The organism is Streptomyces sp. NRRL B-1347, from assembly GCF_000720325.1.
GTDB lineage: Bacteria > Actinomycetota > Actinomycetes > Streptomycetales > Streptomycetaceae > Streptomyces.
Genome location: NZ_JOJM01000027.1, coordinates 61,866 through 84,175, shown reverse-complemented (window position 1 = coordinate 84,175; position 22,310 = coordinate 61,866). Strand labels below are relative to the sequence as shown.

17 protein-coding genes are annotated in these 22,310 nt (G+C 70.7%); 12 read left to right on the top strand and 5 right to left on the bottom strand.

Translation table 11 applies throughout. The features are described 5' to 3' along the window. Positions 1–388: 388 nt before the first annotated feature. Both nrdR and IG74_RS0122995 read left to right on the top strand, forming a co-directional pair. Complete coding sequence (gene nrdR / locus IG74_RS0123000) at positions 389–943, top strand: transcriptional regulator NrdR (protein WP_030680473.1); 555 nt, start codon at positions 389–391, stop codon at positions 941–943. A gap of 135 nt (positions 944–1,078) precedes the next feature. Further along, entirely contained in the window at positions 1,079–3,970 is a 2,892-nt protein-coding gene (locus IG74_RS0122995; protein WP_030680471.1) for a vitamin B12-dependent ribonucleotide reductase, read from the top strand. Between the two features lie 62 nt (positions 3,971–4,032). On the opposite strand, the gene IG74_RS0122990 is transcribed toward IG74_RS0122995, so the two are convergent. Further along, entirely contained in the window at positions 4,033–4,563 is a 531-nt protein-coding gene (locus tag IG74_RS0122990; protein ID WP_030680467.1) for a TerD family protein, read from the bottom strand. A gap of 119 nt (positions 4,564–4,682) precedes the next feature. On the opposite strand from IG74_RS0122990, the gene IG74_RS0122985 reads away from it, so the two are divergent. Both IG74_RS0122985 and IG74_RS46080 read left to right on the top strand, forming a co-directional pair. Continuing rightward, entirely contained in the window at positions 4,683–5,501 is an 819-nt protein-coding gene (locus IG74_RS0122985) for an arylamine N-acetyltransferase family protein (RefSeq protein WP_030680464.1), read from the top strand. A 33-nt stretch (positions 5,502–5,534) separates the two neighbouring features. Next, positions 5,535–6,140 carry a YdbC family protein gene (locus IG74_RS46080; protein ID WP_037825915.1) on the top strand — a complete coding sequence of 202 codons (606 nt, stop codon included), beginning with the start codon at positions 5,535–5,537 and terminating at the stop codon, positions 6,138–6,140. 197 nt (positions 6,141–6,337) lie between these two features. Here the strand turns inward: IG74_RS46080 and IG74_RS0122975 are convergent, their stop codons facing one another. Next, complete coding sequence (locus tag IG74_RS0122975; protein WP_051855174.1) at positions 6,338–7,039, bottom strand: TetR/AcrR family transcriptional regulator; 702 nt, start codon at positions 7,037–7,039, stop codon at positions 6,338–6,340. A gap of 487 nt (positions 7,040–7,526) precedes the next feature. Here IG74_RS0122975 and abc-f point away from each other — a divergent pair, with 487 nt between their 5' ends. From abc-f to IG74_RS0122960, 3 genes are read left to right on the top strand one after another with little or no spacing between them, the layout of a single operon-like run. Then, positions 7,527–9,137, top strand: a complete 1,611-nt coding sequence (abc-f, locus tag IG74_RS0122970; protein WP_030680455.1) for a ribosomal protection-like ABC-F family protein — start codon at positions 7,527–7,529, stop codon at positions 9,135–9,137. Between the two features lie 34 nt (positions 9,138–9,171). Further along, positions 9,172–9,831, top strand: coding sequence for a histidine phosphatase family protein (locus tag IG74_RS0122965; RefSeq protein ID WP_030680453.1), 660 nt, complete (start codon positions 9,172–9,174; stop codon positions 9,829–9,831). A gap of 12 nt (positions 9,832–9,843) precedes the next feature. Continuing rightward, positions 9,844–10,749 carry an ADP-ribosylglycohydrolase family protein gene (locus tag IG74_RS0122960; protein WP_030680450.1) on the top strand — a complete coding sequence of 302 codons (906 nt, stop codon included), beginning with the start codon at positions 9,844–9,846 and terminating at the stop codon, positions 10,747–10,749. 180 nt (positions 10,750–10,929) lie between these two features. Here the strand turns inward: IG74_RS0122960 and IG74_RS0122955 are convergent, their stop codons facing one another. Then, complete coding sequence (locus tag IG74_RS0122955; RefSeq protein WP_030680447.1) at positions 10,930–12,486, bottom strand: MFS transporter; 1,557 nt, start codon at positions 12,484–12,486, stop codon at positions 10,930–10,932. Between the two features lie 127 nt (positions 12,487–12,613). Here IG74_RS0122955 and IG74_RS0122950 point away from each other — a divergent pair, with 127 nt between their 5' ends. The 3 genes from IG74_RS0122950 to IG74_RS0122940 all read left to right on the top strand — a co-directional run bounded on the left by IG74_RS0122950 (position 12,614) and on the right by IG74_RS0122940 (position 14,936). Then, positions 12,614–13,228, top strand: a complete 615-nt coding sequence (locus IG74_RS0122950; RefSeq protein ID WP_030680444.1) for a TetR/AcrR family transcriptional regulator — start codon at positions 12,614–12,616, stop codon at positions 13,226–13,228. Positions 13,229–13,491: 263 nt separating this feature from the next. Next, positions 13,492–14,193, top strand: a complete 702-nt coding sequence (locus tag IG74_RS0122945; protein ID WP_030680441.1) for a ribonuclease HII — start codon at positions 13,492–13,494, stop codon at positions 14,191–14,193. 77 nt (positions 14,194–14,270) lie between these two features. Then, positions 14,271–14,936 (top strand): hypothetical protein, encoded by a 666-nt coding sequence (locus tag IG74_RS0122940; RefSeq protein WP_078868972.1) that lies wholly within the window; start codon positions 14,271–14,273, stop codon positions 14,934–14,936. A gap of 223 nt (positions 14,937–15,159) precedes the next feature. On the opposite strand, the gene IG74_RS0122935 is transcribed toward IG74_RS0122940, so the two are convergent. Further along, entirely contained in the window at positions 15,160–15,840 is a 681-nt protein-coding gene (locus tag IG74_RS0122935) for a hypothetical protein (RefSeq protein WP_030680435.1), read from the bottom strand. Between the two features lie 219 nt (positions 15,841–16,059). Continuing rightward, positions 16,060–18,249: a RecQ family ATP-dependent DNA helicase gene (locus IG74_RS0122930; RefSeq protein WP_030680432.1), complete on the bottom strand. Its 2,190-nt coding sequence runs from the start codon at positions 18,247–18,249 to the stop codon at positions 16,060–16,062. Positions 18,250–18,382: 133 nt separating this feature from the next. Between IG74_RS0122930 and IG74_RS0122925 the strand changes: the two genes are divergently transcribed. Next, a complete protein-coding gene (locus tag IG74_RS0122925) occupies positions 18,383–19,888 on the top strand; it encodes a DUF4192 domain-containing protein (protein WP_030680428.1) in 1,506 nt (501 codons plus the stop codon). 219 nt (positions 19,889–20,107) lie between these two features. Further along, on the top strand, positions 20,108–22,207 hold the full coding sequence (locus tag IG74_RS0122920) for a glycogen debranching N-terminal domain-containing protein (RefSeq protein ID WP_078868971.1): 2,100 nt from the start codon (positions 20,108–20,110) through the stop codon (positions 22,205–22,207). Positions 22,208–22,310 lie beyond the last annotated feature (103 nt).

The following is a 22,310-nucleotide window of genomic DNA, read 5'->3' as shown; positions in this document are numbered from 1 at the left end:
ATAGCTAACGATCGAGCCGAAAGGCATTTCGGTTCATTACGGTACGCTTCACCGCCGGGGTCGTAACCCTCTCGAGTGAGGCTCCCATAGTGCCATCCGCGGCCGCGTCAACCCCGCACCAGCCTCTCTCGGGTGGCGTTGGTGTGGCCGGGCCCAAGGCGCGCAAGGGATGGACGGCGCGGCGCGCGGGGGCGACCGGCGCGACACGCGATGGCGTCGAAATTTCCGGCAAACCCCAGATCTAGTGGTTGGATTGCGACCGCAGCCCAGAAGTTGTGGTCCCCGGTCCTTCGGGGGGTCTGGCATCGCCTATGCTTGGGGCTGCTTCGAGGGCCTCAAGGGTCCGCAGAGGCTTGTGAGTCGTGCCGTGAAGGAGGGTTGGAGTTCCATGCACTGCCCCTTCTGCAGGCACCCCGACAGCCGCGTAGTCGACAGCCGCACCACCGATGACGGCACGTCGATCCGCAGGCGCCGTCAGTGCCCGGACTGCTCGCGCCGTTTCACGACGGTGGAGACGTGCTCACTGATGGTGGTCAAGCGCAGCGGCGTGACCGAACCCTTCAGCCGTACCAAGGTCATCAATGGCGTCCGCAAGGCATGCCAGGGGCGACCGGTGACGGAGGACGCGCTGGCTCAGCTGGGCCAGCGGGTCGAGGAAGCGGTGCGGGCCACGGGCAGCGCCGAACTGACCACTCATGACGTGGGCCTCGCCATACTCGGTCCGCTGCAGGAGCTCGACCTCGTCGCCTATCTGCGCTTCGCGTCCGTGTACCGGGCGTTCGATTCGCTCGAGGACTTCGAGGCCGCGATCGTGGAGCTGAGGGACCGGTGCGAGGAGCGGGGTGACCGCGCGCCGGACAGCTCCGGCGCGGAGCGTGCCGCGACCGGCCGCGGGCCCGGAGGGACTGCAGAAGTCCCGCAGCCTGCCACTGCCGCCGACTGACCGTCGGACCGACGGTTCGGCGGCGAACCAGACCTGTCGCGAGGCGCCCAGAGGCGCTCGCGACGCAAGACACACACCGTGCTGCGGGAAGAACGCGGCACTTCAGGGCGTTTTAGCCTGATACAGGGAGGCGGCATGACCGAGACGACGAGCGGCCCCGCACGAGGTTCCCGCGCCAAGGGAGCCAAGGGCGGCAAGGGCCTGCGTATCGAGCGCATCCACACGACCCCCGGCGTGCACCCGTACGACGAGGTGGCCTGGGAGCGCCGTGACGTCGTCATGACCAACTGGCGCGACGGTTCGGTCAACTTCGAGCAGCGTGGCGTCGAGTTCCCCGATTTCTGGTCGGTGAACGCGGTCAACATCGTCACGAGCAAGTACTTCCGGGGCGCGGTCGGCACCCCGCAGCGTGAGGTCGGCCTCAAGCAGCTCATCGACCGCATCGTGAAGACGTACCGGAAGGCCGGCGAGGACTACAAGTACTTCGCCTCCCCTGCGGACGCCGAGATCTTCGAGCACGAGCTGGCGTACGCCCTCCTGCACCAGATCTTCAGCTTCAACTCGCCGGTGTGGTTCAACGTCGGCACGCCCCAGCCGCAGCAGGTCTCCGCCTGCTTCATCCTGTCCGTCGACGACTCCATGGAGTCGATCCTCGACTGGTACAAGGAAGAGGGCATGATCTTCAAGGGCGGCTCCGGCGCCGGCCTGAACCTCTCCCGCATCCGTTCCTCGAAGGAACTGCTGTCCTCCGGAGGCAACGCCTCGGGTCCGGTCTCCTTCATGCGCGGTGCCGACGCCTCCGCAGGAACGATCAAGTCGGGCGGCGCCACCCGCCGCGCGGCCAAGATGGTCATCCTCGACGTCGACCACCCCGACATCGAGGGCTTCATCGAGACCAAGGTCAAGGAAGAGGAGAAGATCCGCGCGCTGCGCGACGCGGGCTTCGACATGGACCTGGGCGGCGACGACATCACGTCCGTCCAGTACCAGAACGCCAACAACTCGGTCCGCGTGAACGACGAGTTCATGAAGGCCGTGGAGTCCGGCGGCAAGTTCGGCCTGCGCGCCCGCATGACCGGCGACGTCATCGAAGAGGTCGACGCCAAGTCCCTCTTCCGCAAGATGGCCGAGGCCGCCTGGGCCTGCGCCGACCCGGGCATCCAGTACGACGACACGATCAACGCCTGGCACACCTGCCCGGAGTCCGGCCGCATCAACGGCTCGAACCCGTGCAGCGAGTACATGCACCTGGACAACACGTCCTGCAACCTCGCCTCGCTGAACCTGATGAAGTTCCTCAAGGACGACGGCAAGGGCAACCAGTCCTTCGAGTCCGAGCGCTTCGCCAAGGTCGTCGAGCTGGTCATCACGGCGATGGACATCTCCATCTGCTTCGCCGACTTCCCGACCCAGAAGATCGGCGAGAACACCCGCGCCTTCCGCCAGCTCGGCATCGGCTACGCCAACCTCGGCGCCCTGCTGATGGCCACCGGCCACGCGTACGACTCCGACGGCGGTCGCGCCCTCGCCGGTGCCATCACGTCGCTGATGACCGGCACGTCGTACAAGCGCTCCGCCGAGCTCGCCGCGGTCGTTGGCGCCTACGACGGTTACGCCCGCAACGCCGAGCCGCACCAGCGCGTCATGAAGCAGCACGCCGACGCCAACACCGCGGCCGTGCGCATGGACGACCTGGACACCCCGATCTGGGCCGCCGCCACGGAGGCCTGGCAGGACGTCGTCCGCCTCGGCGAGAAGAACGGTTTCCGTAACGCTCAGGCGTCCGTCATCGCGCCGACCGGCACCATCGGTCTCGCGATGTCCTGCGACACCACCGGCCTTGAGCCCGACCTCGCCCTGGTCAAGTTCAAGAAGCTGGTCGGCGGCGGCTCGATGCAGATCGTCAACGGCACCGTGCCGCAGGCCCTGCGCCGCCTGGGTTACCAGGAGGAGCAGATCGAGGCGATCGTCGCGCACATCGCCGAGAACGGAAACGTCATCGACGCCCCCGGCCTCAAGACCGAGCACTACGAGGTCTTCGACTGCGCCATGGGCGAGCGCTCCATCTCCGCGATGGGCCACGTCCGCATGATGGCCGCCATCCAGCCCTGGATCTCCGGCGCCCTCTCCAAGACGGTCAACCTGCCGGAGACGGCGACCGTCGAGGACGTCGAAGAGGTCTACTTCGAGGCCTGGAAGATGGGCGTCAAGGCGCTCGCGATCTACCGCGACAACTGCAAGGTCGGCCAGCCCCTCTCCGCCAAGAAGAAGGAGCAGGAGAAGGCCGAGGTGACCGAGAAGACCGAGGCGACGATCCGCGAGGCCGTCGAGAAGGTCGTCGAGTACCGCCCGGTCCGCAAGCGTCTGCCCAAGGGGCGTCCCGGCATCACCACCTCCTTCACGGTGGGCGGCGCCGAGGGCTACATGACCGCGAACTCCTACCCGGACGACGGTCTCGGCGAGGTCTTCCTGAAGATGTCCAAGCAGGGCTCGACCCTCGCGGGCATGATGGACGCCTTCTCCATCGCTGTCTCCGTGGGCCTGCAGTACGGCGTGCCCCTGGAGACGTACGTCTCCAAGTTCACGAACATGCGCTTCGAGCCGGCCGGCATGACCGACGACCCGGACGTGCGGATGGCGCAGTCGATCGTCGACTACATCTTCCGCCGCCTGGCGCTGGACTTCCTGCCCTTCGAGACCCGCTCCGCGCTCGGCATCCACTCCGCCGAGGAGCGTCAGCGCCACCTGGAGACCGGTTCGTACGAGCCGGCCGACGAGGACGTCGACGTGGAGGGCCTGGCCCAGTCCGCTCCCCGCCAGACGGAGACTCTGAAGGCCGTCGTCGCCCCGGTGGCGAAGGCCGAGGTGCCCGCTCCGCAGCAGGCGCACACCAGCGCCGAGCTCGTCGAGATGCAGCTGGGCATCCAGGCCGACGCGCCGCTGTGCTTCTCCTGCGGTACGAAGATGCAGCGCGCCGGCTCGTGCTACATCTGTGAGGGCTGCGGCTCCACCAGCGGCTGCAGCTGACCGCATGACGCCGTGAGATGAGGGGCGGCGGGCCTTTGGGTCCGCCGCCCCTCATCGCGTTCTCAGCGGACGCCGCCCATGGCGGACGTGAAGGACGCCAGGTCGGTGTCGAAGCCGCGGAGCAGCTCGCGGAACGCCCAGGGCCCGCCCGGCTGATCCCGGGCGAACTCGGCGACCACGGAGGCCGTGGAACCGGCCACCTCCGTGAAGTCGTGCTCGACGAGGTCCGTGTACCCCTCCCGGATCCGGACCGAGGCATTCACTATGTCCCCGAAGACCCTGCCTTCCGGAGGCTGCTGGATGGCCACGCCGACCACCACGCGCACGTACCTCTCGGCGAGCCTCGCCAGCTCCAGGACCATGACCTCGTCGTAGCCGAAACCCTGGCCGGTCTTGCTGTCCCTGCTGAGCGTGATCGTGCCGTCCGGGGAGCGGCTGTCGAAGTGCACGAGGTAGGCGGGGCTGCCGTAGGGGTCATCGGCGGTGTACGTCGCGGCGACGATGTCCAGGTCGTGGGCCGCGGTACCGAGAGGGCTCGGGTCCCATCTCAGGCCGACCTCGACCTTCGTCAGCCCCTTCCTGATGTTGCTCACCGAACTCCCCCTCACCGTCGGCCGGTTGCCAGTGCTACGGACACGCTAAGGCTTCCCACTGACAACGGCGTCATGATCCTTGGCTTTGCATCGAGCGCCCCCGTGGTGATCATTGTTCCGTGACATGGAACGAGAAGGAACTGGACGTCGAGGCCTATCTGGCCAGGATCGCCTACCAGGGGGAGACGAACCCGGATCTGGCGACGCTGCGTGCGCTGCACCGTGCCCACGTGACGGCCATCCCTTTCGAGAACCTCGAGATCATGCTCGGCCGTCCCGTCCTGCTGGACGTGGCCGCTCTGCAGGACAAGATGGTGCGCCGCAGGCGCGGCGGCTACTGCTACGAACAGAACCTGTTGTTCGCTGCGGCGCTCGAACGCTTCGGCTTCTCCGTGACGGGACTCGGCGCCCGCATCAGGGCGGGATCGTCGTCTGTGCGCCCGGTGACGCACATGCTCCTGAAGGTCGAGGCGGACGGTGAGCAGTGGCACTGCGACGTCGGCTTCGGCGGCGAAGGGCTGCTCGAGCCCCTCCTGATGCGCGACGGCGTCGAAGAGCGCCAAGGAGCATGGCGGTTCAGCCTGAAGGGCGAGGACGGAGCGATGGTGCTGCGGACCGAGCACCCCGACGGCTGGTTCGACCTCTACTCGTACACGTCGACCCCGTGCCTTCCCGTCGACTACGCCGTCATGAACCACTACATCTCCACCCACCCCACGTCCCCCTTCGTCCGCCGTCCCATCCTGCAAAAGGCCACCCCGGAGGCGCGTCTTCGGCTGACCGGCACGGAGCTGGCTGTCACAGCCCCCGACGGCGAACTGGAGAAACGAGGCGTAACCGGAGGCGAGTTGGGGGACGTCCTCGTGCGCGAGTTCGGTATCGAGCTCAGCGACGAGGAGCTCGCTGACCTGATCCGGGGGCACTACCCGGGAGCGTGACCCGCGCCACGCGCCGCACCGTACGATGGCGCGGTGCTGGTCAAGTGGATTCGCTGCACCGTCGTGGACCGCCGGGGATTCGAGCGGGCGCAGCGAAAGTGGGCGGGGCTTCTGGGGGAGCCGGGTTTTCGGGGACAGGGCGGGGGATGGAGTCGTGGTCGGCCGAACGTGGCGCACATCTTCGCGTTCTGGGAGGGCCGCGCCTTCTACGACTCCTTCATGGCGCGCTCGCACGACCGGCTCGCGTCGGCGCAGGTGGGCACCTACAGAGACATCCAGGTCAAACTGTTCGACCACCGTTTCGACGTGAAGACAGGCTTCGAGCCGCGCTTCACGGACGCCGACGTGGTGCGCGTGGCGCACTGCCGTGTCCATGAGGAGCGGGTCGAACACTTCGCGCTGATGCAGGAGAAGGTCTGGAACCCGGCGATGGCCGGCTCGCCGGGGATGGTCCGAGGGCTCTTCGGAGAAGCCCCCGGGCACGAATTCCTGGTCCTGTCGATGTGGCAGTCCGCCGCCGAGCACGGCAAGTACCGCGCCGAGCGGGTGGAACGGCTCTCGCTGCGCGCGCAGACGGAGGCCGATGTCGCGGCGCTCGCGGGTGATGTCGTGGAGCTGGAGCCGTCCTGGACGGTGTGACGCGGTTGGCCACGGCCTCGGAGCCGGGGGCTTCTTGGGACCTGCGGCAGGCTGCTGCCCGGAGCGCACGCAAGCCCCACTGAGGTGCTGCCCGGAGGGCCGGGCCTTACTGAGGGCGAGCCCTTTGGGCGCGTAGTCCGCCAGTGACGGCAACGCCAGCGCCTGGCGAGCACCACGCGCGCGTGGCGGCCGAGGTGTCAGCGGTTCTCCGGGGTACTGGGTCGGTCGCCGGGCCGGTCGAACGCCCCCGCGCGCGTGGCGGCCACCGCCGCGGCTGCCGACTGATCGGCGAGCGCGGTGTCGATGGGCTCCCGGGTGATGAACAGGCGCAGCATGAGCGGCGCGGACACGGCCCGGACGAGCGCCGCCGCGTCGGTGTCCGCCGTCGCCTCACCGCGCGCGACCGCGCGCGCGATCACGGCCTCGCAGCGCGTGAACCGCTCGGTGTAGAACGCGCGCAGGGCATCGGCCGCGCGGGGGGACTGGAAGGCCGCGGCGATGAACGCGGTCGGCGCGGCCGCCTTCGACGGGTCGTCGAACGCGTCCACGACCTCGCGGGCGAGTGCGCGCAGATCGCCCTCCAGTGTGCCGGTGTCCGGTGGCGTCCAGGTGTCCTCGCCCGCCATGTCCAGGGCGTCGGCCACCAGCCCTTCCAGACCGCCCCAGCGGCGGTAGAGCGTCGTCTTGTGGACGCCGGAGTGCTCCGCCACGTACTCGATGGTGAGGCCGGGGTAGCCGTGGTCGCCCAGGCCGCTCAGTACCGCGTCGCGCACTGCCGCGCGGGTGCGGGCGGTGCGTCCGCCGGGGCGGCTGGTGCCGGGGGCGGGGCGCGGGGCTGCGGGGTTCGGGGCCGCTTCGGCGGCGCCTGCGTCGGGCTGGTCGGCAGTGGCGTCGTCCACCCGGTCGGAAGCTGTGTCGTTTGCCCGGGCTCGGCTCGTCGGCTTGCCTCTGCGCGGTGAGGGGGCGGCGCTTCGTGTCGCCTGCCCGGCTGCGCCGGATCGACCGGACCCCCGAGCCGTGCCGGACCTTCCGGCCATGTCGGACCCTCGGGCCGCGCCGGACTCCCCGCACGTGCCGGACTCCCCGCCCGTGTCTGACCTCCCGCCCGTGTCCGATCGATCGCCTGTGTCGGATCGATCAGCCGCACTGGATCGATCGGCCGCGCCAGCCCGCCCGGACTTGTTCATGTGTCTGGTCTCGCGACCCTGACCAGCAGGAACGGTCTCGTCTGTCATCGCTCTCCCTCTGCGCAGATTATGAGTGGACATCCAATCACTACTTCTGTTGCGTTAGCGAGGCCGCCGTGTCACACTCATCGTAATGCGACAAGCGTTGCATTAGCTTGTTGCCGGGTGGATGCGAGTTGTGCGAAAGCGGGGGATGTCCATGCCTACTCAGATCTCAGTGCGCGACGTGACCAAGACCAGGGGTGACCGTCTGCTGTTCGACGATGTCTCCTTCACCGTGCGCCCGGGGGAGCGCGTGGGGATCGTCGGGGAGAACGGCGCAGGCAAGTCCACGCTCCTGCACCTCCTCGCGGGGCGTACGCACCCCGATGAGGGCGAGGCGGTGACGGTCGCTGAGGGAGGCGCCGGGTTTCTGGCGCAGACACCCCAGTTGCCCGCCGACCGCAGCGTCGGCGATGCGATCGACGCCGCTCTGGCCGACCTGCGCTCCATGGAGCGACGCCTGCGCGACCTCGAAGCGGACCTCGAAGCGGCATCCGGCACGGTGCTGGAGGAGTACGGCGACCTGCTCACCGCCTTCGAACTGCGCGGTGGCTATGAGGCCGACGCGCGCGTCGACAAGGCCATGCACGGACTCGGGCTCGCACACATCGACCGAGACCGCCGTCTGGGCAGCCTGTCCGGCGGTGAGCAGGCGAGACTCGGACTGGCCTGCCTGATCGCCGCGGCACCTGAGGTGATGTTCCTCGACGAGCCCACCAACCACCTCGACGAAAGCGCGCTGGACTGGTTGGAGACCGCCCTGCTCGCCCACCGGGGCACAGTCGTCGCGGTCTCGCACGACCGCACGTTCCTGGAGCGCGTCGCCACCGCGATCCTCGAAGTGGACGAAGCCCGCCGCGCAGTCGTGCGCTACGGGGACGGCTATCGGGGGCTGCTCGCCGAGCGCGCTGCCGCCCGGCAGCGCTGGGAGCAGGCCCACGCCGAGTGGTGCGAGGAAGTGCGGCGTCTCGAAGAGTTCACGGCGACCACGGCCCACGCCGTGGCCGGAGGCCGTGCCATGAAGGACAACAACAAGATGGCGTACGACCGGGCCGGAGGCCGGGTGCAGGCATCCATCGCGAGCCGCGTCCGCAATGCCCAGGAGCGGCTTCGCCGCCTGCACGAGCAGCCCGTGCCCAAGCCGCCGGAGCCGCTGCGGTTCACCGCGCGCCCCGCGGCCGGAGCGGTCGAAGGGCCTCTGGTGACGCTCCGGGACGTGCGGATCGGAGACCGCCTCCAGGTACCGGAGCTCACGGTCTCCGCAGGTGAGCACCTGCTCGTCCACGGGGGCAACGGCGCCGGGAAGTCCACGCTCCTGCGCACCTTGGCGGGCGTACTCGAACCGGACGAGGGCACGGTCGTCCGCCGCGGCCGCATCGGCTACCTCGCCCAGGAGATCCCGGTGCGCCGCCCCGCCGAGCGGGTGCTCGAGACCTTCGGCAGAGGCCTGCCGCTCACCGAGGAGGAACAGGCCGAACTGCTCCTGTCCTATGGTCTGTTCCGGCCCCGCGACCTGCACGTTCCCGTGGGATCGCTGTCGGCCGGGCAGCGCCGCAGGCTCGCCCTCGCGCGGCTGCTCGCCCGCCCCGCCGATCTGCTCCTGCTCGACGAACCGGCCAACCATCTGGCCCTCACGCTGGTCGAGGAGCTGGAGCAGGCCCTCGACCGGTGGACCGGCGCCCTGGTGGTCGTCTCGCACGACCGACTCCTCCGGAGCCGTTTCACCGGCCGAATACGCCGGATGGAGTCCGGCCGGCTACCCGGCTGACCCATGCCCGCAGCGGCCGATCTAGGGTCGACCCATGGCACGACCGCGGCGCATCGTCCTCGTCCGGCACGGCGAGTCGGCAGGAAACGCCGACGACACCGTGTACGAGCGCGAGCCTGACCACGCGCTCGCCCTGACCGAGACGGGGTGGCGCCAAGCCGAGGAGACCGGGAAAGGGCTGCGGGAGCTCTTCGGCCAGGAACGGGTCAGCGTGTACGTCTCGCCGTACCGCCGCACCCACGACACCTTGCGGGCCTTCCACCTGGAACCCCAGCAGGTGCGCGTACGAGAGGAGCCCCGGCTGAGGGAACAGGACTGGGGGAACTGGCAGGACCGGGACGACGTCCGGCTCCAGAAGGCTTACCGCGACGCCTACGGGCACTTCTTCTACCGCTTCGCCCAGGGCGAGTCGGGAGCCGATGTCTACGACCGGGTCGGATCCTTCCTGGAGAGCCTCTACCGCAGCTTCGAGGCCCCCGATCACCCGCCGAACGTCCTGCTCGTCACGCACGGGCTGACCATGCGCCTGTTCTGCATGCGCTGGTTCCACTGGACGGTGGCCGACTTCGAATCGCTGTCCAACCCGGGCAACGGCGAGACGCGGACGCTGCTGCTCGGGGAGAACGGCAAGTACACACTCGACCGACCGTTCGAGCGCTGGCGTGAGCCGGAGCCGTACGGCATCACCGGATAGAGTGACAGGGCGATGACCGCTGACCTCTCTCCCGACCGGCGCCTGGACCGCGCCCTGGCGAGCCTGCGCGGCCTGGCCGTGGGAGACGCGCTGGGCTCCCAGTTCTTCACGCCCGCCCGCTATCCACTGCTCAAACGGCGCGAGCTGCCGGACGGTCCCTGGCCCTGGACCGACGACACCGAGATGGCGTGCTCCGTGCTGGCCGTCCTCACCAAGCACGGCCGCGTCGACCAGGACGCGCTGGCCCGCTCCTTCGCCGAGCACCATGACGTGGACCGGGGGTACGGCCCGGCCGTCACCCGTCTCCTCGACCAGATCCGGAGCGGCGGGGACTGGCGTGAGCTGGCCTCCGCCCTGTTCAAGGGACAGGGCTCCTGGGGCAACGGCGCGTCCATGCGGATCGCGCCGCTCGGCGCCTGGTACGCCACCGACCCGGAGCAGGCCACGCACCAGGCGGAGATCTCGGCCTATACGACCCACCAGCACAGGGAGGCCGTCGTCGGGGCCATGGCGGTCGCCGCCGCGGCCGCGCTTGCGGCCGACCCGGCAGGGCCGCCGACCTCCAAGGCGCTCCTCGACGGCGTCATCGCCCTGGTGCCCCGCAGCGCCGTGGGCGCAGGCCTTCGTAGGGCCCGGGACATGCTCGACTACGACGACGCCGGGACCGTCGCCGCCGTCCTCGGATGCGGTCGCCGTACGACCGCGCATGACACGGTGCCGTTCGCGCTGTGGTCGGCGGCCCGCGCGCTGGACGACTACGAGCGGGCGTTCTGGGCCACCGCAGCTGTGGGCGGCGACATGGACACCACCTGCGCCATCGTCGGAGGGGTCGTGGCGGCCGCCGGTGGGAAGCCGCCGACGCTGTGGCTGGAGCGGACAGAGGCACTGCCTGATTGGGTGCCGACCGAGGCTGGCTGACGCTGGGCCGTCTCCTCCATGGAGGGCGTGCCCGGGGCGAGGCGGATCGGTTGCCGTGCCTGGGAGGGGCCGCGGATAGGGCTGCGGCGTTCCGGATGCCTCGCCGGTGGGACCGACGACTCACGTGCGTGCCAGGTCCGCCTCGCCGCAGCGGACGGTCCGGCACGCACGTGGCTGGCCTCAGCCTCCGGAGGGGCCCGCGGCGCTCGCCGTACCCGCGAGCGCGTCCAGGTCGCTCTTGCGCACGCGGATGACCACCAGGGCGGTCACCAGGGCGAGCACGGCCATGCCGACGGCCGGAAGGAAGGCCGTCGAGATGCCCTGGGACAGCACCTCATGACCCCACGGCGCCGGGAGCTCGCCGGACTTGGCGAAGGCCGCCTTCTGCTCCGGTGAGGCCTTCGCCATGAAGTCCGGGATCTGCTCCTTGGCCTCGTCCCGGCTCGCCGTACCGAAGACCGTGGTCAGGATGGAGAGGCCGAGCGAGCCACCCACCTGCTGGGTCGCGTTGAGCAGGCCCGACGCGGCGCCCGCCTCGTGCACGGCGACTCCGGAGACCGCCGTCAGCGTCAGGGTCACGAAGTTCAGCCCCATGCCGAAGCCGAACAGCAGCATCGGGCCGAGTACCCCACCGAGGTACGAACTGTCCGGAGTGATGAACGTCTGCCAACCGAGCCCCAGTGCGACGATCGACGAGCCCGTCACCATGAACGGCTTGGGCCCGAGTACCGGCAGCAGCCGCTGCGAGAGGCCCGCGCCGATCACGATCGCGGCCGTGACGGGCAAGAAGGCCAGGCCCGCCTGGATGGGCGTGTAGTCCAGGACGTTCTGGACGAAGAGCACGATGAAGAAGAACATGCCGAACATCGCCGCGGCCAGGCTCAGCATGATCACGTACGTGCCCGAGCGGTTGCGGTCGGCGAACATCCTGAGCGGAGTGATCGGCTCCTTGGCGCGGCTCTCGATGAGGGCGAACGCCAGGAGCAGCACGACGGCCGCCCCGAACGACCCCAGCGTGAGGCCGTCGCGCCAGCCTTCCTCGGACGCCCTGATGAAGCCGTAGACCAACGAGGCCATACCGGCGGTCGAGGTCAGGGCGCCCACGAAGTCGAAGCGGCCCGGGTGCCGCTCGGACTCGCTGATGTAGAGGGGGGTCAGGAACGCGATCAGGACACCGATGGGGACGTTCACGAACAGCACCCAGCGCCAGTCGAGCCACTCGGTGAGCATGCCGCCCGCCAGCAGGCCGATGGCGCCGCCACCCGCGGAGACGGCGGCGAACACACCGAACGCGCGGTTCCGCGCCGGACCTTCGGGGAACGTCGTCGTGATCAGCGCGAGTGACGTGGGCGACGCGATGGCGCCGCCGACGCCCTGCAGGGCGCGTGCCGCGAGGAGTTGCCACGGCTCCTGGGCGAATCCGCCGAGGAGCGAGGCGAGGGTGAAGAGCAGGATGCCGGCCATGAAGACCCTGCGGCGGCCGAGGATGTCACCGGCACGGCCGCCGAGCAGCAGCAGCCCGCCGAAAGTCAGGGTGTACGCACTGACGACCCAGGTGAGGTCCGTCGTCGAGAACTCCAGCGCGTCCTGGATGTGCGGGAGCGCGATGTTCACAATCGTCGCGTCCAGGACCACCATGAGTTGGCAGGCGGCGATGATGGTGAGGGCCACGCCGGGATGTCCTTCCCGGCGGGCGGCGCCGGGCTTTTGATCTTGCCTTAACTGAGAGGTTGTCACTATGAGACCCCCGCAAGTGCGTTAGTGAACGCATCCGTTCACTGCCGCGTCTCACGGTAGTGAACCCCGGAGAGTGAACGCAACCGTTCACTGGGAGCTGCCTCGAACCCTCAACGGAGAGATGTAGATGCCTACTTCGCGTTGGAAGACCGCTTCCGCTCGGGTGGTCTCCCCGCGCCGCCGGGGGCCCGTGCTGGAGCGCGCGATTCTCGATTCCGCGCTGGAGCAGCTCAGTACGGTCGGCTGGAACGGCCTCACGATGGAAGGCGTGGCCGCGGGTGCCCAGACGGGCAAGGCCGCGGTGTACCGGCGCTGGCCGTCCAAGGAGGACCTCGTCATCCAGGCCCTGCAGACCGGACTGCCCAAGCTCGACGAGGTGCCGGACTGCGGCAGCGTCCGGGAGGACCTTCTGCAGCTGTGCCGCCAGATGCGTGCGGTCATGACCTCGCGACCCGGTTACGCCCTGCTTTCAGTCCTTCACGAATGTGACACGGCAACCGCTGAGCGCTTCCACGGCGTGATCGTCGAGGGCGTGATCGAGCCGAGTGTGGAACTCATCCGACAGGTCATGCGCCGCGGAATCGAGCGTGGAGAGGTCCGTTCCGGAGCGACGGACAAGTTCGTCTGCGAGGTGATTCCGGCGATGATGATGTACCGCTCCAAGGTGTGCGGCAGTGAATGGCCCGACGAGGAGTTCACGGACCTCATCGACCAGGTCATGGTCCCGCTGCTTCGGCCGTAGGACTCCGTGGATCGTCCCCGTGTGCCCTCGCGGCGCCTTCGCGGGCCCACCGTGGGTTCTTTTCTGGGTCCGTGCGTAAGCCGCCGTGAGGTGTGCGGTGGCCCGCCCGTGGCGGCTTGCTCTCGGGGTGCGGGGAAGCGGAATGCGGCTGCCTGGAGGGAGCGGCCGCACGGCGTCGGCGGAAGCCGTGGCGCGAACCTGTCGGGGGCTGAGAGGACCGGGGTGTCGCGAGTGGTCATCGGCGGCGTACGCTGTCAGGCGCCATGCCGTACGAAGCACCCACCCATACCGTCGAGCGCTCCTTGCGCGCCACCACCGGAGCGAAGATCGTCGCCGGTGTCGACGAGGTCGGACGCGGAGCGTGGGCGGGCCCGGTCACCGTCTGTGCGGCGGTCACGGGACTGCGCAGGCCACCCGCGGGGCTCACCGACTCCAAGTTGATCAACCCCAAGCGGCGGGCCGAGCTCGCCCAGGAGCTGACGGGCTGGGTCACGGCGCACGCTCTGGGGCACTCCTCGCCCGAGGAGATCGACGACCTGGGCATGACGGCGGCGCTGCGGCTCGCCGCGGTCCGCGCCCTCGAAGCCCTGCCGGTCCGGCCGGACGCGATCATTCTCGACGGGAAGCACGACTACCTCGGAAGCCCGTGGCGGGTCCGTACGGTCATCAAGGGCGACCAGTCCTGCGTGGCCGTCGCGGCGGCGTCGGTGATCGCCAAGGTTCAGCGCGACAAAATGATGGCCGAACTGGGCATCGAACATGCAGACTTCGGTTTTGCGGCCAACGCCGGGTATCCGTCGCCGGTGCACAAGGCCGCGCTGGCGGAACGGGGACCCACCCCGTACCACCGGCTTTCGTGGGCGTATCTTGATGCGCTGCCCCAGTGGCGGCACCTCAAGAAGGCCCGCAGCTGGGCGGAGGGAAACGTTCCGGAAATCCAGGGCCAGCTCGGCTTTGACTTCTGATGTTTTCCGCAGTTCCGGTCGCACTCAAGTGCCACCCGCCGACGCGTGTCGCATCGGCGTTTGATAGACAACAACGCATGCCTCTCATTCCCGAGGAGCCTCAGATTCACGAGAGTGCCCAGGGTCCCCGCGCCGCTTCGGCCAACGGCCGCACCGCGCCGACCCCCCGCCCCGTACCCGGTCCGCGTCCCGCGGCTCCGTCGCGCCCGGGCCGCCCCGGCCCCGCGCGGCCGATGCCGCCCGCGCAGCGCACGACGCGCGAGCCGGCCGTCAAGCCAGGGCCGCAGGCCCCGGCCGCACAGCCGGAGCCTGCCGCTCCGGCTGCCCCTGAAACCTCGGCCGACGGCGCCGTGGTTCCGCAGATCCAGTTGATCCCGGCCTCCGCCGACGGCGCCCTCGACGCCGCCGAGGAAGCCGTCGACCTGCTGTTGGACTCGGGCCGTGCTCCGGGTGAGGTCCTGGTGGTCACCACCGGCGAGCCGCACCCGTGGGCCGTGCACGAGCTGTCCTTCGGCGAGGGCGCCTACTGGGCCCAGCACGACGCCGGTGACGACGTCTTCTACGCCGACTCCGCCGCACTGTCCCGCGCCACGACCCGCCCCGCGGTCGTCGTCGCGCTGAACGGCGGCAGCGAGGAGGCCGAGGCCGCGGCCCTGCCCGTGGCGCTCGGCCGGGCCGGCACCCTGCTGATCGTCTGTGGCGACCCGCAGCGCATCAACGCCATGCTGGGCGCGAGCGTCTGACGCTCCCGCCCGGCGGGCGAGCCGCGGTGCGTGCGCCGCGGCCTGGGGACGCCGCAGTCGGCGTCGCCCGGCCGCGCTCGTTCGCGCCCCTCTGCCGATGCGCTCACGCGTACCGGTCCCAGAGGGGCGCACAACGCGGCACTCGACGCAGAGCACGGCGCGGGCAGAGCACGGTGCGGTTGAACCCCCATGGCCTCACCGCGCCGTCACACGTCCCTGAGACCTACCGCGCTGCCACGCGCCGTAACATCTCGGACGCCGCGCCCCCGGCCCGCGGCTGCCGCGGATCGCCCAGCGCGGTTCCGGCACCGCCAGCGGCACCCGTGGCACCGGCCGCCCCGGCGAGACCCTCGGGCGGCGACCCGGCGCTCGGCCTACGGCCCCCACGGCCTTCGCCGAGGACCTGCCAACCCTCCCGAGTCAGCGTGATGTACGCCCCGCACCGCAGGCCGTGCAGCGTGCAGGCGTCCCGCAACCCCCACATCCACGCTCCGTCCTCCTGCGTCCAACGCCCCTCCCCGTCACGGCAGTAGAGCAGTACGGCCGTGCGCACGGGGGTGCGGCGGCGCAGGTCGTGGGGGATGACCCGGCGCAACTGGGCGAGCAGCGCGTTACGGAACACCCATCCGTCTGCCGCGCTCGCCCGCCGGGCGAACGAGGCGGAGGCCCTGATCCGTTCCTCCGGATCGAGCACGGCGACGATCGCGGTGGCCGGGGTGGGCCGGTGCCGGGCGTGCAGTCCGCTCACGACCTCGCGCGGGTTCCGGAGCAGGGGGATCTCGGCGGCTGACCACTCTGAGGGCTCGAGCATTCGGGTCGGTTGCCGACCGGTGTCGGCCATCGCGGCGGCGGCCAGGGAATCCGATGTCGACGCCGCAGCGGACGGAGCGAATCCGAAGGTCACGGTCCTCCCTTCGGCTACGCGCCCCCAAGGAGGGCGGGGTCGGACTGGGGGGAGCGCACCGCGACACAGCCCTACCGGACCACGGGGAGCCGCGCGGGAGCGGTACCAATTCTTCCCGTCGTACTGGCTTGCGGCAACGAGCAATTGAAGCCGCCCGACCACTATCCGCTGATACGTCTTGCATATCCCTGCCCAGGGCACCGCACGGTAATGCGGACGTCACCCCTGCACGGCGAGGACCAGCGGCAACACCCCCTTCGCCCCTGCCCGTCGGAGCATGCGCGCGGACACCGCGAGGGTCCAGCCGGTCTCCGTCGCGTCGTCGACGAGGAGCACGGGGCCGTTCGCCTCCTGGAGCACCGTGGCCAGCGCGGGCGGCAGGACCAGGGAGCCGTCCAGGGCGCGCAGACGCTGGGCGCTGTTGCTCCGCGGCACGCGCACGTCCGCGGCCTCGGCGGCGTACTCCAGCGAACCGAGCAGCGGAAGGCGGCCGATCTCCGCGATCCGTGCCCCGAGCGACTGGATCAGCTGGGGCTTCGAGCGGGAGGGCATCGTCACCACGCCCACAGGGCGGGGCCCGGCATCGGCAGCACCCGACGCCCAGCCACCCGGGCCCTTGGCCCAGTCGGTCAGCACCTCCACCACGGCCTTGGTGACGTCTTCGGGCACCGGGCCGTCCGGTGCCTGCGGCGCGAGCATCGGGCGGAGGCGGTTGCCCCAGCCGATGTCCGACAGGCGCCCCAGGGCTCGCCCCGGAGAGGCCTGCTCGCCTGCGGGAATGCGACCCTTGAGCGTCATGCCCACGGCGGCGAGTCCGGTGGGCCACATCTTGCGGGGCTCGACCTCCACACCGGGCCTTGCGAGCTCACCACGCGCCGAGTCCAGAGCCGTGGAGGAGACGGCCTCGTCGAAGCGGCCCCCCGCGCAGTTGTCGCAGCGGCCGCACGGCGCTGCCTCCTCGTCATCCAGCTGGCGGCGCAGGAACTCCATGCGGCAGGACGTGGTCGAGGCGTACTCCCGCATGGCCTGCTGCTCGGCCTGCCGCTGCTTGGCGACCCAGGCATAGCGCTCGGTGTCGTACGTCCAAGGCCTGCCCGTGGCGATCCAGCCGCCCTGCACCCGTCGCACCGCGCCGTCGACATCGAGGACCTTGAGCATCGTCTCCAGCCGTGACCTGCGCAGCTCGACCAGCGGCTCCAGCGCAGGCAGCGACAGGGGGCGGTCCGCCTGCGCGAGCACGTCCAGAGTGCGGCGCACCTGCTCCTCGGGGGGGAAGGCCAGGGAGGCGAAGTAGTTCCAGATCGCCGTGTCCTCCTGGCCGGGCAGGAGGAGCACCTCTGCGTGGTCGACGCCGCGTCCCGCGCGGCCCACCTGCTGGTAGTAGGCGATCGGCGAGGAGGGGGAGCCGAGGTGGATGACGAAACCGAGGTCGGGCTTGTCGAAGCCCATTCCGAGCGCGGAGGTGGCGACCAGGGCCTTCACGCGGTTGGCGAGCAGGTCCTCCTCCGCCTGCTGCCGGTCCGCGTTCTCCGTCTTGCCGGTGTACGAGGTGACGACGTGGCCGCGCTGACGGAGGTAGGCGGTGACCTCCTCGGCAGCGGCAACCGTGAGGGTGTAGATGATTCCGGAGCCCGGCAGGTCGTCGAGGTGGTCCGCGAGCCAGGCCAGCCGGTGTGCCGCGTTCGGCAGCTGGAGCACGCCGAGGCTCAGGCTCTCGCGGTCGAGCGGGCCTCTCAGGACGAGGGCGTCCGACCCGCCGCCGGTGCCCAGTTGGTCGGCGACGTCAGCGGTCACGCGCGCGTTGGCCGTCGCCGTGGTGGCCAGGACCGGGACGCCGGGTGGGAGGTCGGCCAGCATGGTGCGCAGCCGGCGGTAGTCGGGCCGGAAGTCGTGGCCCCAGTCGGAGATGCAGTGGGCCTCGTCGACCACCAGCAGGCCGGTCGCCGCGGCGAGCTTGGGCAGGACCTGGTCGCGGAAGTCCGGGTTGTTGAGCCGCTCCGGGCTCACGAGCAGTACGTCGACGTCGCCCGCGGCCACCTCGGCCTGGATGGTGTCCCACTCCTCGGTGTTCGACGAGTTGATCGTGCGGGCGCGGATGCCTGCTCGCGCCGCCGACTCGACCTGGTTCCGCATGAGCGCGAGCAGGGGGGAGACGATCACGGTGGGACCGCTGCCGCGCTCCCGCAGCAGCGCGGTCGCGACGAAGTACACCGCCGACTTGCCCCAGCCGGTGCGCTGCACGACGAGCGCGCGCCGCTTCTCGGCCACCAGCGCCTCGATGGCTCTCCACTGGTCCTCGCGCAGACGCGGGCCGTCCGGCGGCCGCGTCCCGTCGGATGCGGGGGAGGGGTCGCCGACGAGGCGGGCGAGGACGGTGTCGGCCGCCGTGCGCAGGTCTTCGTTGCTCATGGCTCCATGCAACCCGATGGGTCGGACATTCGGCGAACGAGGCCGCCAGACTGTGGATATCTCTTGGCGTGGCCCTGCTCAGGGTTATCCACAGCCTTAACCGGAGGATTGCATTCCGGTGCAGAGTCGGCACATGACGCATCACAGCGAACCAGCCGACCCGATCGACGAGACCGTCGTTACCCTCCGCACGCCCGCCGAACTGGCCGACGCCTTGCCGTACTTGCTCGGCTTCCAGCCCGAGAACAGCGTGGTCCTCATCGCCCTGCACGGCCCACGAGGCCGATTCGGCGGGCGGGTGCGCCTCGGTATTCCCGAGCGCTCCGAGGACTGGCCGCCCGTCGCTGAGCAACTGGCCCAGTGCCTGGTGAGCGGCTGCGAACGGCGCGAAGCCCGGCCGGACGGAGTCGTCGCCTTCCTCTGCCAGGAGCCGGAAGCGTTCGCGGGGGACGCTTCCGGGCGGCAGGTCATGGAGCGCCTCAGGCCGCTGGCCCAAGCACTCCGCACCGAGTGCGGCGACCTCGACGTCCCGGTCCTCGAAGTCGTGTGCATCTCGGACGGCCGCTTCTGGACGTACTGCTGCCCGGACCAGCGCTGCTGTCCCGCCGAAGGCAACCCGCTGCTTCCCGGGGGCACGTCCGTGCTGGCTGCCGCCACCGTGTACGCGGGTTTCCAGGTCGGCCCCGCGCAGGGGCGGATCAGGGCCCGGCTCGCCCCCTGGCGGACCGCCGCCGCGAGCGATCAGGCGCGCGTCCTGCATGACACGGCCTGCGCACTCGTGCCCAGGATCCTCGACGATGGCGGCCACGCGGAAGTCGCCGCCGAAACCCTCGATCTGGCCCGCCGGGTCATGGCGCGCCTGGCCGCCGCACCCCCCATCGCCGACACGCTCGAAGCCGACGTTTACGACGACGAGCTGATCGGCCACGACGAGGCTGCCGCACTGATCCTCGGCCTCCAGGACCGCACGACGCGTGACCGCGCGGCCGAGTGGATGGAGGGAGACGAGGCGGCTCCGGCACTCAGGCTCTGGCGTGCGCTGGCTCGACGCTGTGTCCGGGAGTACCGAGAACACGCCGCCGCACCCCTGACCCTCGCGGGCTGGGTGGCCTGGTCGCTCGGAGACCTCGTCGAGGGGCAGGAAGCGCTCACCATGGCGTTGATCGCCGATCCGCACTATGCCTTCGCCCTGCTCCTGCATCCGGCGTGCAGCGCGGACAGCGACCCGGAGCCGATCCGCCGCATCCTGCGGGGCGAGCGCTCCCAGTGGGACACGGCGGCACAGGACCGGAGCGCTGAGGATGCCGAGAAGTCCACGGAAGCCGAGAAGCCCAAGGACGTTCAAGTTGAAGGAGTCGAGGCGCAGGAGGGCCCCGGGGTGCCGGAAGCCGCGTCGCCCGGAGGGGCGCCGGATCTCTCGGACAGCACGGACGCCCCCGATCACGCTACGGACACCCTCGATCGCGCAACGGACACCCTCGATCACGCAGGGGTCGGCGTCGACGTCAGGACGGCGCCCCGTGGCCGTTGGCACCGCTCTCGCACCTCCGGGCCGGGTCCTCGGCCCGGTGGCGGCGCGGGCACGGGACCGCGGAACCGGCGGGACACGATCCGACGCGGCGCAAGGCGCGACCGGTGACCACAGCGACGGCCGGGCCCTCGTGGAAGCCTCCGGTCCTGGCACGTGCGGCGCAGGTCGCCATCGGAACGCACCGCCGGATGGGCGGCTTCCTGCAACGCATGCGTGACTTGGGGCGGTCCCGGGCCGTTCACCTGAGTGGCGGTACCCGCGTCCTGGTCGTGACGCTGTTCCGTGACCGAGTCTCCGTAGCGCAGAGAACGCAGAAGTGGCTACCCCATGTCCGTTCCCGCCTCGTCTCCTGTCTCTCCCTGGCCCGAGAGAAACGAAAGGCCGGAGCCGCACGCCTTCCGGGCGCCCGCGTCGGTTCCCCGGCGCCCTCCCAGTGGGCACGCGCCCGGTCCCGGGCCACGTCGCCTCGCCGCGCTGCCACCTGTGCACGACGCGCTGGTCTGTGTCGCCCTTCCCGCACTCGCGGTCTCTACGAACCAGGGGCAGCTGAACGGCCGCGGGCTGGAAGGGTTCTATCGCGCGGGTCGTCGCATGCTCTCCCGCTGTCAGGTGCGCGTGGCCGGACGCGAGCCGATCGCCGTGCAGGCGCGGATGCTCTCGGCGGACAGCGCCCGCTTCGTGGCGACCCTTCTCCCCTCGGCGGACGGAGGGCCGGACCCGGACGTCGTCGTGGAGCGGACCCGGCACGCCGACGGCACCGAGCGGATCACCCTGCACAGCTCGGCCAGCCGCCCCCTGAGGCTGCCGGTCGAGGTGTCGCTGGGCACGGACCTGGCGGAGCTCGGCGCGGTCGCGTCCGGCCGCGCCGGTCTCGAACTGCCCGCCAGCGTCCACGACTCAGGCATGCGCTGGTCCTCCGGAGAAGGCCACTGCGTGGTCACGGCCGTCCCGGCGCCCAAGGACGCGCTGGCCTCTGCGGGGCTGCTGCGCTGGGAGGTGCACCTGCCACCGGGAGGCAGCCAGAGCGTGGAACTGCGCGTACGGCCGCACGGCGCGGGGCCCCTGAGGCCGGTGGGCCACGGAGTGACCAGCCCCCTGTCCTCGGCCCAAGCGACCGGGGACGACCCCACGGTCCAGCGCCTGCTGGACACATCGGTGGCGGACCTCAGGGCCCTGCTGCTGCGCGACCCGGCCCACCCCGCGGACCTGTACGTGGCCGCCGGAGCGCCCTGGCGCTGCGGCCTCGCGCCCGCCGAGGCCCTCACGGCCGCCCGGATGGTGCTGCCGCTCGGCACCCGGCTCGCGGAGAGCACGCTGCGTGCGCTCGCCCGAGATCAGCTCACCCGCTCCGGGCCCTGCGCGGGCATGATCCCGGGGCCGATGCGGGACACCGGACCCCACTTGCCACCCGGATGCACGGGCGTGGAAGCCACCCTGCTGTTCCCCACCCTGCTCGCCGAGGCGTGGCGCTGGGGGATGCCGGAGGCAGATGTGGCGGAGCTGCTGCACCCGGCGGAGCGCTGCCTGCGGTGGCTGCTCGAAGGCGCCGCGAACGCGGAATTCGTGCGGGACGCCCACCCGGACTCCCTGTCCTCAGGGCCGGTGCGCTGCGAGATCCAAGCACACGCGCATCGGGCGGCACTCCTGGGAGCGGACCTGCTCGACGCGCTCAGGGGCACGGGAGGCGCGGAGCTGCGGCAGTGGGCGGAGCGGTTGCGGAGCCGGTTCCGGGCAGCGTTCTGGGTGGAGGACCGGACGGGCGGCAGACCCGCCGTGGCACTCGAGGCCGATGGACGGCCCTTGCCACATCTCACCGGCGGCGCGGCCCACCTCCTGGACACGGGGCTCCTGGGATCCGGCGAGATCGCCCCCGGCCTGCTCGACAAGGTGCAGACCGAGCAGGTCGCGAGGCTGCTCGGCGGGCCTGCCATGGACTCCGGCTGGGGCCTGCGCAGCCTCGGCTCGAAGGAGGCGGCATACAACCCCTTCGGGCACCGTGGAGGGGCGGTCCGGGTCCACGAGACGGCGACGGCCGTCACGGGTCTGGCAGCAGCGGGCTACGAGAAGGAAGCCGCCGCGCTGCTGCGAGGAACGCTGGACGCGGCGGCCGCCTTCGGGTTCCGACTGCCGGAGATGTACGGCGGCGAGCAGCGCATGGCCGGGAGCGCGCCGCTCCCGCACCCCGCGGCCTGCCGACCCGCAGCCGTCAGCGCGGCCGCCGGAGTGCAGCTCCTGACCGTGCTGGCCGGCATCCGCCCGGACGCGCCGGCGGGCACGGTCACGCTCAGGCCGGTCCGTAGCGCGCCCTTGGGGGAGCTCGGCCTGACGGCGCTGCGCGTGTCGGGCGCCCCCTTCTCCGTGCGTGTCAGCAGGCTCGGCCTCGCCATGGTGGAGGAGGCAGCCGACGGGCTGCAGTTGGGGGTGTGATGTTGCTGAGCGACGGTGCCACGGATGCGGCGGGCCGGACAGGAGGTTCTCAGGGAGCGGGGCCGGAACCAGATGGCGCAGGAGGTGTTTATCGTCAGGAAGA

Excerpts from the sequence above, each read along its gene's own strand:
- IG74_RS0122945 (WP_030680441.1), top strand. The coding sequence starts at position 13,492 with ATGCCGTACGAAGCACCCACCCATACCGTCGAGCGCTCCTTGCGCGCC.
- IG74_RS0122920 (WP_078868971.1), top strand. The coding sequence starts at position 20,108 with ATGTCCGTTCCCGCCTCGTCTCCTGTCTCTCCCTGGCCCGAGAGAAAC.
- abc-f (WP_030680455.1), top strand. The coding sequence starts at position 7,527 with ATGCCTACTCAGATCTCAGTGCGCGACGTGACCAAGACCAGGGGTGAC.
- IG74_RS0122995 (WP_030680471.1), top strand. The coding sequence starts at position 1,079 with ATGACCGAGACGACGAGCGGCCCCGCACGAGGTTCCCGCGCCAAGGGA.
- IG74_RS0122965 (WP_030680453.1), top strand. The coding sequence starts at position 9,172 with ATGGCACGACCGCGGCGCATCGTCCTCGTCCGGCACGGCGAGTCGGCA.
- IG74_RS0122930 (WP_030680432.1), bottom strand. The coding sequence starts at position 18,249 with ATGAGCAACGAAGACCTGCGCACGGCGGCCGACACCGTCCTCGCCCGC.
- IG74_RS0122950 (WP_030680444.1), top strand. The coding sequence starts at position 12,614 with ATGCCTACTTCGCGTTGGAAGACCGCTTCCGCTCGGGTGGTCTCCCCG.
- IG74_RS0122960 (WP_030680450.1), top strand. The coding sequence starts at position 9,844 with ATGACCGCTGACCTCTCTCCCGACCGGCGCCTGGACCGCGCCCTGGCG.
- nrdR (WP_030680473.1), top strand. The coding sequence starts at position 389 with ATGCACTGCCCCTTCTGCAGGCACCCCGACAGCCGCGTAGTCGACAGC.
- IG74_RS0122940 (WP_078868972.1), top strand. The coding sequence starts at position 14,271 with ATGCCTCTCATTCCCGAGGAGCCTCAGATTCACGAGAGTGCCCAGGGT.
- IG74_RS0122925 (WP_030680428.1), top strand. The coding sequence starts at position 18,383 with ATGACGCATCACAGCGAACCAGCCGACCCGATCGACGAGACCGTCGTT.